At 50.6% G+C, this 11,704-nt stretch carries 12 protein-coding genes; 11 read left to right on the top strand and 1 reads right to left on the bottom strand.

The genetic code is table 11. The annotated features are described in order from the left end of the window. Positions 1 to 34 precede the first annotated feature (34 nt). Positions 35 to 442 (top strand): DUF2069 domain-containing protein, encoded by a 408-nt coding sequence (locus BZG82_RS05870; protein ID WP_077661849.1) that lies wholly within the window; start codon positions 35 to 37, stop codon positions 440 to 442. Between the two features lie 54 nt (positions 443 to 496). Here BZG82_RS05870 and BZG82_RS05875 read toward each other — a convergent pair whose 3' ends face one another. Further along, positions 497 to 982 (bottom strand): zinc ribbon-containing protein, encoded by a 486-nt coding sequence (locus BZG82_RS05875; protein WP_077661850.1) that lies wholly within the window; start codon positions 980 to 982, stop codon positions 497 to 499. Between the two features lie 107 nt (positions 983 to 1,089). Here BZG82_RS05875 and leuS point away from each other — a divergent pair, with 107 nt between their 5' ends. From leuS to ybeD, 10 genes are all read left to right on the top strand, one after another. After that, the gene (gene leuS / locus BZG82_RS05880) at positions 1,090 to 3,666 is read left to right on the top strand and encodes a leucine--tRNA ligase (protein ID WP_077765393.1); all 2,577 of its coding nucleotides are present in this window, start codon (positions 1,090 to 1,092) and stop codon (positions 3,664 to 3,666) included. Positions 3,667 to 3,681: 15 nt separating this feature from the next. Next, a complete protein-coding gene (locus tag BZG82_RS05885; RefSeq protein WP_101494724.1) occupies positions 3,682 to 4,305 on the top strand; it encodes an LPS-assembly lipoprotein LptE in 624 nt (207 codons plus the stop codon). Then, on the top strand, positions 4,305 to 5,327 hold the full coding sequence (holA, locus tag BZG82_RS05890) for a DNA polymerase III subunit delta (RefSeq protein WP_077765409.1): 1,023 nt from the start codon (positions 4,305 to 4,307) through the stop codon (positions 5,325 to 5,327). Before BZG82_RS05885 ends, holA begins: the two co-directional genes overlap by 1 nt. A 70-nt stretch (positions 5,328 to 5,397) precedes the next feature. Next, positions 5,398 to 5,715, top strand: coding sequence for a ribosome silencing factor (gene rsfS / locus BZG82_RS05895; RefSeq protein ID WP_069587421.1), 318 nt, complete (start codon positions 5,398 to 5,400; stop codon positions 5,713 to 5,715). A 3-nt stretch (positions 5,716 to 5,718) separates the two neighbouring features. Beyond that, positions 5,719 to 6,189 (top strand): 23S rRNA (pseudouridine(1915)-N(3))-methyltransferase RlmH, encoded by a 471-nt coding sequence (gene rlmH, locus BZG82_RS05900; protein ID WP_077479405.1) that lies wholly within the window; start codon positions 5,719 to 5,721, stop codon positions 6,187 to 6,189. A 6-nt stretch (positions 6,190 to 6,195) separates the two neighbouring features. Beyond that, entirely contained in the window at positions 6,196 to 8,082 is a 1,887-nt protein-coding gene (gene mrdA, locus BZG82_RS05905; RefSeq protein ID WP_077479406.1) for a penicillin-binding protein 2, read from the top strand. Beyond that, positions 8,079 to 9,197, top strand: a complete 1,119-nt coding sequence (gene rodA, locus BZG82_RS05910; protein ID WP_077455581.1) for a rod shape-determining protein RodA — start codon at positions 8,079 to 8,081, stop codon at positions 9,195 to 9,197. Before mrdA ends, rodA begins: the two co-directional genes overlap by 4 nt. A gap of 5 nt (positions 9,198 to 9,202) precedes the next feature. Beyond that, positions 9,203 to 10,021 carry a septal ring lytic transglycosylase RlpA family protein gene (locus BZG82_RS05915; protein WP_069587425.1) on the top strand — a complete coding sequence of 273 codons (819 nt, stop codon included), beginning with the start codon at positions 9,203 to 9,205 and terminating at the stop codon, positions 10,019 to 10,021. Positions 10,022 to 10,133: 112 nt separating this feature from the next. After that, positions 10,134 to 11,285, top strand: a complete 1,152-nt coding sequence (locus BZG82_RS05920) for a serine hydrolase (RefSeq protein WP_415752717.1) — start codon at positions 10,134 to 10,136, stop codon at positions 11,283 to 11,285. Positions 11,286 to 11,427: 142 nt separating this feature from the next. Beyond that, positions 11,428 to 11,697 (top strand): DUF493 family protein YbeD, encoded by a 270-nt coding sequence (gene ybeD / locus BZG82_RS05925; RefSeq protein ID WP_069587426.1) that lies wholly within the window; start codon positions 11,428 to 11,430, stop codon positions 11,695 to 11,697. The last annotated feature ends 7 nt before the right edge of the window (positions 11,698 to 11,704 follow it).

Raw genomic sequence — 11,704 nt, forward strand, 5'->3', positions numbered from 1 at the left:
GGACATCACAGTGACTGACCCTCGTCTTGCATTGATGCGTAAACTCTCGCTTGCCAGCAACCTTGGCCTAATCGCTTGGGTAGCGCTTTGGCACGCCTACCTATCTCCTCACCCGCACTTAAACGCGTGGGCGGTCACGATCGGTTGGCTGGTGCCTTTGCTGTTGCCACTGCCTGGATTGATTAAGGGCAAAGCGTTCACTCACGCCTGGGCCAACTTTATTTTAATGTTTTACTTTTTACATGCCCTAACCCTGATATATGTCGATGAGGGCGAACGCTGGCTGGCGGTAGCCGAGCTTGTGCTGGTCAGCTGTGCATTTTGGAGCAATATTGTGTTTGCTCGCTGGATGGGAAAAGCGCAAGGACTCAAATTGCCTCGACTATCTCAGGTTGAGAAAGAAGAAAAAGCACGCTTTGAAGGTGCCAAAGGTGAAGAATAAGCCCGCCTGAGGCATGGATAACGCAAGGGCCGGGGTTGCCGGCCCACTTTTGATTTAGGCTGGGTAAGCGCGACGGGTAAAAAAGCGATGCCCGCATTTCACACAAGGATGAATCACATCCACGCGATTATGGCGAGTCTGGTGCTGGCATTGTTCACATTGCAATATACCTAACCCCACAATCTCCCCGGCTTCGTACACCCCTTGATGCTGCAAATCATCAAACACTTCACGCCATTCCAGCTGCGTTCGATCGGTGATCTCCGCCAGTTGTTCCCAAATGGTGTCAGCAATCAGGTCGTTAAAAACCTCACTGTCTATCTCATCGGCCTGTGATTTGTCATATTGTGCGCCAAACGCTTTCACATCACGTTTGAAATACGCCTCAATCAATGCCCATTCATCTTTGGTCAAATCCGCTGCCGCCTTAAGGTATTGCTCCGACAACTCCACCCAGCGCGCAAGGGATTCAGGACTGTTTTCCAGCGCATCTTTAACACGCTCGATGATGCTTTGTTGGGTATCTTTCTCTTTATTCATCGTCCTGCTCCTGATTCAAGTGTTGTTGCGGTCTTTGCCTTTCGTTATTCTATGACGATATTTCTCTTTCAGGTTTTACCTTTCTCACAGAATCTCGGAAGCCATCGATGCAAGAACAATATAGCCCGCAAGATATTGAACAAAAAGTTCAAGCCCATTGGGACGAAAATAAAACCTTTGTGGTTCATGAAGACCCTAACAAAGAAAAATTTTATTGTCTTTCTATGTTCCCATACCCCAGTGGTCGTTTGCACATGGGACATGTGCGCAACTACACCATCGGTGACGTCATTTCACGCTACCAGCGCCTGCAAGGTAAAAACGTGATGCAGCCTATCGGTTGGGACGCCTTTGGCCTACCCGCTGAGGGCGCGGCGATTAAAAACAAAACCGCACCGGCACCTTGGACCTACGAAAACATTGATTACATGAAAGGCCAGCTGAAAATGCTGGGCTTTGGTTACGATTGGAACCGTGAAGTCGCCACCTGTAGTCCAGATTACTACCGCTGGGAACAAGAGTTCTTCACCAAACTTTACAACAAAGGGTTGGTATATAAGAAAACCTCGTCAGTAAACTGGTGTCCGAATGACCAAACCGTTTTGGCCAATGAGCAGGTACACGAAGGCTGCTGTTGGCGTTGTGACACACCGGTTGAGCAAAAAGAAATCCCGCAGTGGTTTATTAAAATCACCGACTATGCAGAAGAGCTGCTCCAAGACATCGATAAATTGGATGGTTGGCCAGAAATGGTTAAAACCATGCAACGCAACTGGATTGGCCGCTCTGAAGGGGTGGAGCTGACCTTTGAAGTAGAAGGCGATCACCCTGCACTGGATGTGTACACCACGCGTCCTGATACCCTGATGGGCGTCACCTATGTGGGCATTGCCGCTGGTCACCCACTCGCGGATGCCGCTGCCAAGCAAAATCCAGCGTTGGCTGAATTTGTACAAGAGTGCCGTAACACCAAGGTTGCTGAAGCAGAGCTTGCAACCATGGAGAAAAAAGGCATGGCAACCGGCTTGTACGCGACACACCCTCTAAACGGTCGTCGTGTGCCTATCTTTGTCGCCAACTTTGTCTTGATGGATTATGGCACAGGCGCCGTCATGGCCGTGCCAGCACACGACCAGCGCGACTTTGAGTTCGCCAGCAAATACGGCCTCGATATTGAACCGGTGATCCTTGACGAAAATGGCCAAGCGCCAGATCTGTCCGAGCAAGCGCATACCGAGAAAGGCAAACTGTTTAACTCTGGCGAATTTGACGGCCTAGACTTTGATGCCGCGTTTGATGCGATTGCCGCCAAGCTTGAATCGCTGGGTAAAGGCAAGAAAACCGTTAACTTCCGTCTGCGTGATTGGGGCGTTTCTCGTCAACGCTACTGGGGTGCACCTATCCCAATGCTGAACACAGAAGACGGTGAAGTGGTGCCTGTTCCTAGCGAGGAACTGCCTGTCATCTTGCCAGAAGACGTGGTTATGGACGGCGTGCAAAGCCCGATCAAAGCCGATAAGCAATGGGCGCAAACCCAGTATCAAGGCAAGCCTGCGCTGCGTGAAACCGACACCTTTGATACCTTCATGGAGTCATCTTGGTATTACGCACGTTATTGTTCTCCACAAGCAGACCAAATGCTCGACCCAGCAGCCGCAAACTACTGGCTGCCGGTGGACCAGTACATTGGCGGAATTGAACATGCGTGTATGCACCTGCTTTACTCACGCTTCTTCCATAAACTGCTCCGTGACGACAACATGGTCGACAGTGACGAGCCGTTTAAGCAGCTACTTTGCCAAGGCATGGTGCTTGCCGACGCCTTCTACTACAACGACGAGAAAGGCGTGCGAGTTTGGGTCTCGCCAACCGATGTGACCGTCGAACGCGACAGCAAAGGCAAGATCATCAAAGCTATCGACAATGAAGGACGCGAAGTCGTGCACACTGGCATGACCAAGATGTCAAAGTCGAAGAACAATGGTATCGACCCGCAATTGATGGTCGAAAAATATGGTGCCGACACCGTACGCTTGTTCATGATGTTTGCCGCGCCAGCAGAAATGACCCTTGAGTGGCAAGAGTCAGGCGTCGAAGGCTCTCACCGCTTCTTGCGTCGCGTGTGGAAATTGGTTTACGAGCACAGCGCCAAAGGTGCCGTCGCAGCACTCGATGCTAGCGCCCTGAACAATGAGCAGAAAGCACTGCGCCGTGACGTTCACAAAACCATTGCTAAGGTGAGTGACGACATGGGTCGTCGTCAGACGTTCAACACTGCGATTGCTGCGATTATGGAGCTGATGAACCGTTTGGTGAAAGCACCACAAGAGAGCGAGCAAGACCGAGCCGTGCTGGATGAAGCGCTGAAAGCGATTGTTGTGATGCTCTATCCCATCACCCCACACATCAGCTTTACGCTGTGGGAAGCGCTGGGTGAACAGAACATTGATGACGCCCAATGGCCACAGGCTGACCAAGACGCCATGGTTGAAGATGAAAAGCTCATCATCGTCCAAGTTAACGGAAAACTGCGTGCCAAAATCACCGTTGCCGCTGACGCCGAAAAAGATGCGGTCGAAGCACAAGCGATGGCTGATGAAAATGTGGTTAAGTTTACTGACGGGAAAACCGTGCGCAAAGTCATCTATGTACCAGGTAAACTGGTTAACATTGTTGCTAACTAAACAAGGAGCAGTAGCGTGACCCTGTTTCAACCTGTGTTTCGCTTCCTGCTTGTTGCGGTGGTCGCTTTGACCACCGCCTCTTGCGGGTTTGCCTTACGTGACAGCTACAACTTACCGGACGAGGTCACGCAAGTGTCGTTAACCAGCGTCGACCCTTACGGTGAGCTCACTCGCCAGCTGCGCAATCAACTCAATCAACATAAGGTTGAATTGGTTGCACCAGCCAATACAGTGACCAATATTCACCTGCTTGGCGAAAGCAATAGCGAACAAACCCTATCGCTTTACCAAAACAGCCGTGTCGCAGAGAAAGAGTTCCGCTATGTGGCTCGCTACCGGGTGACTGTGCCGCAAAAAGGCAGTTATACTTTTTCAACCACGCTAAGTCGTAACTTCCTCGATAACCCGCTGACTGCATTGGCTAAATCGGTCGAGCAAGACAAGCTGGTTGCGGAGATGCGGACCGAAGCAACACGCCAGATTATGCGTCAACTCTCACAGCTTAAAGGTGATATTGCCGAATTTGAGCGCCGTGAGGCTGAACAAGCAGCGTTGGAACAGCTTGAACAAGGTGAGCGTCCAAACAAGCCAGAAATCATTATTGAAACGCGTCAGACTGAGACTGATACCGCGCAATGATGAGAACCTATCCAGAACAATTGGCGCAGCAGCTCAAGCAGCCACTGCGCCAAACCTATCTCGTGTTTGGCTCTGATCCTCTGCTTAAACTCGAATCACGCGATGCAATTTGTCGCTCCGCTCGAGAGCAAGGGTTTGAAGAGCATCATCGCTTTATCATTGATGCACAGCTCAATTGGCAGGAGGTGATTGATTGTTGCCAAGCGCTGAGTTTGTTTTCTTCACGCCAGATTATCGAAATCACCTGCCCAGAAAACGGCCTTAACACCACACAAGCCAAGCAATTGGCTGACATCGCGCAATGGCTTAATCCTGATATTTTATTGCTGGTGCAAGGCGAGCGTTTAAATAAAAAGCAAGAGTCTGCCAAGTGGTTCACCGCCTTGTCTCAGCACGGGCTCTATGTGGTGTGTAACACACCCGATGCCCGCCAGCTGCCGCGTTTTATCGAGCAGCGCTGTCAAGGGCTGGGGCTTAAACCGGATCAACCGGCATTGCAGTTATTAGCGCAATGGCATGAAGGCAACTTACTGGCGTTGGTGCAAAGCCTGCACATACTGCAGTTGCTCTATCCGGACGGCGCCTTAACGCTCCCTCGCATTGAAAGCGCCCTGTCGCGCCATCATCATTTTACGCCTTTCCAACTTACCGATGCGTTATTAGAAGGAAAAGCGCAGCGCGCGCAGCGTATTTTGGAGCAGCTCTATGCAGAAGGAAACGAGCCCACCTTGTTGCTACGATTGATCCAAAAAGAGCTCAAGCAGCTTTATGTGATTCATGAGCAAGGCCAACAAGGGCGGCCATTGAACAAAATATTCGACCAACTGCGGATCTGGCAAACACGCCGACCCATGATGATTGCCGCGCTGAATCGCTTAACGCGACCGCGTCTGACTCAACTTCTGCGGCAACTGGCTCAGCTCGAAATCGGTCTAAAAACCGATTACAGCCGCGATCCTTGGCCTGAATTGCACTATTTTTGCGCACTCATGTGCCAAATGCCTGAACCTCAGCCGCGCTAATGTGTCCAATTGGCAAGTGAGTGATATACTCGCTTGCCAGTAATCCAAACGGTAACCATAGAGGTCTCTTTTGCAAGCTACCGAGTTACAACAGTTTGTGGCCGATAAGGTCGATGATATGAAAGCCAGTGACATTGTGACACTGGATGTCCGTGACAAATCTTCCATTACCGATTTTATGGTGCTGTGCACCGGTAACTCCCGTCGCCATGTTGCTTCCATTGCAGAGCATGTGCGTGACGAAGCCCAAGCTATCAATATCGGCGCGATGGGCATGGAAGGCCAAGACGACAGCGAGTGGGTCGTGGTCGATTTGGGCGATGTGATGGTGCATGTGATGCAAGAAGAACAGCGCCAGCTCTATCAACTGGAAAAGCTCTGGAACTAATTGATGAAGATTCAGTTGATTGCCGTCGGCAATAAAATGCCGAAATGGGTTGAGCAAGGCTTCGCCGAGTACCAGCGTCGTTTTCCCAAAGATATGCCTTTAGAGCTGATTGAGATCCCCGCGGGAAAACGGGGCAAAAACGCCGACATTGCCCGCATTCTGCAAAAAGAAGGCGACGCTATGTTAGCCGCGGTCAACCGCGGTAGCCGTATCGTGACACTCGACATTCCTGGTAAACCATGGGATACCCCGCAATTGGCTGAACAGTTAGAGAAATGGAAGCTTGACGCTCGTGACGTGGCGATCTTAATTGGCGGGCCAGAGGGATTGGCACCAGAATGTAAGGCCGCTGCGGAACAAAGTTGGTCTTTATCGCCACTGACACTGCCCCATCCGCTGGTACGTATTGTCATGGCTGAGAGCCTTTATCGCGCGTGGAGCTTAACGACTAACCATCCTTACCATCGAGAATAATCACGGATGAAGCGCCAACGAAGTCAAATTCGCGACCATAGCGCCGAAGCGGCGCTGTTTGTCCGCCGAGCGATTGTCTGCTTCATCGGGATTATTGCCTTAGTCGGGATCTTGCTTACCAACCTCTATCACATTCAGGTCGTTGAACACCAAGATTATCAGACGCGCTCAAATGATAACCGGATTAAAGTGGTGCCTGTCGCGCCCAACCGCGGTCTTATCTATGATCGCAACGGCAAATTGCTCGCAGAAAACCGGCCGGTATATCATCTCGAAATCACCCCTGAACAAGTCGATGATATGCCCGCCACCTTGGCGCGCTTACAGTCATTACTGTCGCTGTCTGACAGTGATATCGACAACTTCCAAAAAGAACGTAGACGTTCGCGTCGCTTTAATGCGGTGCCGCTAAAGACCCAGTTAACCGATAAAGAGGTCGCCATCTTTTCTGCCCACCAGCACCAATTTTCCGGGGTGGAAATCAAGGCGTATCTAAAACGCCACTACCCTTACGGCGATGCGCTGACCCATGTGCTGGGTTACGTTGCAAAAATCAACGACCGTGATATCGCCAAGCTGCGTCAAAAAGATGTGCTCAATAACTATCGCGCGACGCGTGACATCGGCAAACTCGGCATAGAAAAATATTACGAGCCCGTGTTGCATGGTAAAGCGGGCTATCAAGAAGTCGAGGTGAATAGCCGAGGTCGAATCATCCGCACCTTAAAATATGTGCCACCCGTGCCGGGTAAGGATTTGATCCTCAATCTCGATATTGATTTACAACTTTATATCCGTGGCATCCTAGGCGATCGCCGTGGCGCTGTGGTTGTGCTCGATCCGAAAACATCTGGCGTTTTAGCCATGGTATCGACCCCCAGCTATGACCCGAACCTTTTTGTTCACGGCATTTCCAGCACCCAATACAGTGCCCTGCTTAATGATAGAGACAGACCATTGGTAAACCGTGCGACATTAGGCATCTATCCGCCGGCGTCGACGGTGAAGCCCTTTATTGCTGTCGCTGCACTGGAAGAAGGGATTATTACCACCAAGACGACCCGCAACGATCCCGGTTATTGGCGGATCCCCAACTCTAACACTCGCCCTTTCCGTGACTGGCTTCCATGGGGGCATGGCCGCGTAAATATCGTCCAATCGATTGAAGAGTCGGTGGATACCTTCTTCTACCAAATCGCCTATGACATGGGCATTGATAAGCTCTCGTCTTGGATGGAGAAGTTCGGCTTCGGCCAATACACTGGCATAGATATCCAAGAAGAAAGCAGCGCCAATATGCCTAACCGAGAATGGAAAATGAGCCGCCACCGCCAACCTTGGTACAAAGGGGACACCATTCCTGTCGGCATAGGTCAGGGCTACTGGACGGCGACCCCAATGCAGATAGCGAAGGCACTCACAGTAGTATTGAACCGCGGCGAAGTCAAAGCGCCTAAATTACTGATGCTGTCGCGCGATGAAGACGGTATGCATAAACCCAAGCCAGAACCTTATCCTCCGATACAAGGAGTAAGCGATAAGTATTGGGACGTCGCCCTTGAAGGGATGCGATTGGTTAATCATGGTCGTAAAGGTACCGCTAGACGCTCGTTCCGCACCGCAAAGTATGTCTCTGGCGGGAAGTCCGGTACCGCGCAAGTGTTCGGTTTGGGCGAAGATGAAGAATACAACGCCGACGAGATTGCTGAGCACTTACGCGATCATGCGCTTTACATTGGCTTTGCTCCCTTTGAACATCCCAAGGTGGCAGTCTCTATGGTATTAGAAAACGCCGGAGGCGGGTCAAGCAACGGTGCGCCCATCGCCCGTCGTATTTTTGATCATATCTTGATTGAAAAAGACGCTGAAGAGAACAAAGAGGCAAAACAATGAGTTCTTTAGCCCAAGTAAGCAGTAAGCGCTCGTTATTCGATCGCTTGCACCTCGACTTGCCCTTGCTCATTGGCATTTTATTACTGATGGGCTTTGGTCTTGTGGTTATGTACAGTGCCAGTGGCCAAAGTATGGCAATGATGGAACGCCAAGCGGTTCGGATGCTGCTAGCTCTGTCGGTAATGTTTGCGCTGGCACAGGTGCCGCCACGCCATTACGAGTTTTGGTCGCCGTACTTATATGTGATTGGTGTGGCCCTACTGGCGGCGGTCTTACTGGTGGGTGAAACGGCAAAAGGCGCTCAGCGTTGGCTCGATCTTGGCGTGGTTACTTTCCAGCCTTCCGAAATAATCAAACTGGCGGTGCCTTTAATGCTGGCTCGTTTTATCGGTAAGGATCCGCTCCCGCCGAAATTTACGACCTTGCTGATCGCGCTCTTTTTGTTGTTTATGCCCACCATTATGATCGCGAAGCAACCCGACTTAGGTACCTCTATTCTTATTGCCGCGTCAGGCGTCTTCGTACTCTTTCTCGCCGGGATCAGTTGGAAGCTGATTACTGCAGCTGTCGTTGCAATCGCAGGGTTTATTCCTGTGCTGTGGTTTTTCTTAATGCACGACTATCAGCGCACTCGCGTGCTCACGCTCTTTAATCCAGAGTCCGACCCACTGGGAGCGGGCTATCATATTATTCAATCTAAAATTGCAATTGGTTCCGGAGGGCTGGCCGGAAAAGGTTGGCTGCATGGCACACAATCGCAGCTCGAGTTTCTCCCTGAGCGCCATACCGACTTTATCTTTGCGGTCATTGCCGAAGAATGGGGATTAATTGGTGTATGTGCCCTGCTCGCCTTATACCTGTTTTTGATTGGGCGTGGACTGATGTTAGCCAGCCGAGCCCAAACTGCATTCGGCCGTATGATGGCCGGGAGTATCGTGCTCAGCTTTTTTGTTTATGTTTTTGTCAATATTGGTATGGTCAGCGGTATTTTGCCTGTGGTTGGGGTACCCTTACCTCTGATCAGCTATGGCGGTACCTCTATGGTGACCTTGATGGCTGGTTTTGGCATTCTCATGTCCATTCATACTCATCGAAAAATGCTATCTAGGGCTTAATAAACATGCGAGCGATTGTAATTCTTTTCGCCATGCTCCTGAGCGCGTGCAGTACGCAACAGGGCCGATATCAAATGGCTGACGACCAAGCACCCGAACGCCTTCCTGAGCAGGTGCACACTGATGATGCCCAGCCAAGGTATGAGCCTTATAGCTTAGCTGGCAACAAAGACTACACCTTAAATGGTCAACGCTACGAAATACTCCGTGAGCCTCGCGGTTACCAAGAGGCGGGTATTGCCTCTTGGTACGGCCAAAAATTCCACGGCCATAAAACCTCTAATGGCGAAGTGTATGACATGTATTCCATGTCTGCGGCGCACAAAACCTTGCCTTTGCCGAGCTACGTCGAAGTCACCAATCAAAATAACGGTAAGAAAGCGATTGTACGCGTCAACGATCGCGGCCCTTTCCATAACGAGCGCCTGATTGATCTCAGCTATGCGGCTGCAAAAAAGCTTGGTGTTTTGCAAACAGGTACCGCACCAGTCGCACTTCGTTTAATCTCCCCAGAGAAACCCGCGCAAGATGAGTGGCATTCGGCCCGCCATCATGCGTACTATGTCCAGTTGCTTGCATTGTCCGATGGCTTAAAAGCCAGCCAAAGTGCGGAACAATTAGCGAAAGCACACGGTCTACCTACCCACATTGCTCGCCGCGACCAAGTGTATCGTGTGCGTTTTGGTCCGTTTTACGACCGTGGCCAAGCTCAGCAAGCGATGCAAGTCGCTAAACAGCATCAACTGCCGGGCGCTTTTATCGTCACCGAAGCACTTGTTAATGACGACACATCTGTCACAAGTGCTAAAACAAACAATCAGTGAGTTAAAGGAATCGAGCCTGTCTCTCTGTGCCCAATTTGGTATAGTGAGCTTACAGTATCGACATCGATAACCGACAAAAGTACTAAAAATGATGAAAAAATCCGTTTCCCGCATGCGTACATTGCTATCTGCTGCGCTTTTCGTATCAGTGACGGCCCAAGCTGCGCCCGCTGTTGTACCCGATGCTCCACAAATTGCCGCCAAGGGCTACGTGCTTATGGACTACCACTCCGGTGAAGTCCTTGCCGAAAATAATGCCTACAAACGCCTTAACCCGGCCAGCCTCACCAAGATGATGACCAGTTATGTGATTGGCCAAGAGGTTGAGCGCGGTAACATCTCCATGGATGATGACGTGGTGATCAGCGAAAATGCGTGGGCGAAAAACTTCCCGGGTTCATCCAAGATGTTCATCGAAGTCGGGACCACGGTGAAAGCAGCCGACCTTAACCGAGGCATTATCATTCAATCAGGCAACGATGCCTGTGTCGCGATGGCGGAGCATGTCGCGGGCTCGGAAGATGCGTTTGTAGATCTGATGAACCGTTGGGGTGAAACGCTGGGCATGGACAGCACACATTTCTCGAACGTGCATGGCCTCGACTCTAAAGATCTTTATACCACCCCTTATGACATGGCGTTACTGGCGCAGGCGCTGATCCGTGATGTGCCGGGGGAATACCGCATTTACAAAGAGAAAGCGTTTACCTACAACGGGATTACCCAATACAACCGCAATGGCCTATTGTGGGACAAGAGCCTTAACGTTGACGGTATCAAGACGGGCCATACCGATGGTGCCGGCTATAACTTGGTGAGCTCAGCCACTGAAGGCGAGATGCGTTTGATTGCTGTCGTGATGGGCACCAAAAGTGCTAACGCACGTAAAGCTGAAAGTAAAAAGCTATTGAACTATGGCTTCCGTTTCTTCGAAACCGTCGCGCCACACAAAGCAAATGAAACCTTTGTGACTGAAAAAGTGTGGATGGGGGATACCGATGAAGTGTCACTCGGGGTGACCGAAGATACCTACGTCACACTTCCTCGCGGCAAAGCACAAGATCTAAAAGCGAGCTTCGTACTGGAAAAAACCCTTGAAGCACCGATCAGTAAAGGGGATGTGGTAGGCAAGCTGTTCTATCAAGTGGATGGCGAAGATGTAGCCGAATACCCACTGGTTGCGTTGAACGACGTCGAAAAAGGCGGATTATTCAGCCGGTTAATTGATTACATTGTTATGATGTTTCAAAACTTACTGGGCTAAGCCGCTTACCATTTAATCCCATTCCCGCCCACCAACTTGGTGGGCGGCTTGTTTTCTGTCCCAGAGCAGATTAGTATTTCGCGTTAATCGTGATCCATCGCACATAGGTATGCCGTTCTCGGCCTGCCCATTGGGAGTTAACATGCAAGAGCAACCAAAACTAAAAGACTTGCTGGAGTTTCCTTGTCAGTTTACTTACAAGGTTATGGGCCATGCTAAGCCTGAACTGCCGGACCTTGTTCTAGGTGTGATCCAGCAACATGCGCCAGGCGACTACAGCCCAAAGGTGAAACCTAGCGCAAAAGGTAACTATCACTCGGTATCTGTGACCATTACTGCCACCTCTATCGAGCAAGTAGAAACCTTGTATAAAGAACTTGGCGAGATCGAAATCGTTCGTATGGTTCTTTAATCAGAAT

Source organism: Salinivibrio sp. PR5 (assembly GCF_001996085.1).
Classification (GTDB): domain Bacteria; phylum Pseudomonadota; class Gammaproteobacteria; order Enterobacterales; family Vibrionaceae; genus Salinivibrio; species Salinivibrio proteolyticus.

Excerpts from the sequence above, each read along its gene's own strand:
- rodA (WP_077455581.1), top strand. The coding sequence starts at position 8,079 with ATGAGTTCTTTAGCCCAAGTAAGCAGTAAGCGCTCGTTATTCGATCGC.
- BZG82_RS05920 (WP_415752717.1), top strand. The coding sequence starts at position 10,134 with ATGCGTACATTGCTATCTGCTGCGCTTTTCGTATCAGTGACGGCCCAA.
- BZG82_RS05915 (WP_069587425.1), top strand. The coding sequence starts at position 9,203 with ATGCGAGCGATTGTAATTCTTTTCGCCATGCTCCTGAGCGCGTGCAGT.
- ybeD (WP_069587426.1), top strand. The coding sequence starts at position 11,428 with ATGCAAGAGCAACCAAAACTAAAAGACTTGCTGGAGTTTCCTTGTCAG.
- mrdA (WP_077479406.1), top strand. The coding sequence starts at position 6,196 with ATGAAGCGCCAACGAAGTCAAATTCGCGACCATAGCGCCGAAGCGGCG.
- BZG82_RS05875 (WP_077661850.1), bottom strand. The coding sequence starts at position 982 with ATGAATAAAGAGAAAGATACCCAACAAAGCATCATCGAGCGTGTTAAA.
- BZG82_RS05870 (WP_077661849.1), top strand. The coding sequence starts at position 35 with ATGCGTAAACTCTCGCTTGCCAGCAACCTTGGCCTAATCGCTTGGGTA.
- rlmH (WP_077479405.1), top strand. The coding sequence starts at position 5,719 with ATGAAGATTCAGTTGATTGCCGTCGGCAATAAAATGCCGAAATGGGTT.
- holA (WP_077765409.1), top strand. The coding sequence starts at position 4,305 with ATGAGAACCTATCCAGAACAATTGGCGCAGCAGCTCAAGCAGCCACTG.
- leuS (WP_077765393.1), top strand. The coding sequence starts at position 1,090 with ATGCAAGAACAATATAGCCCGCAAGATATTGAACAAAAAGTTCAAGCC.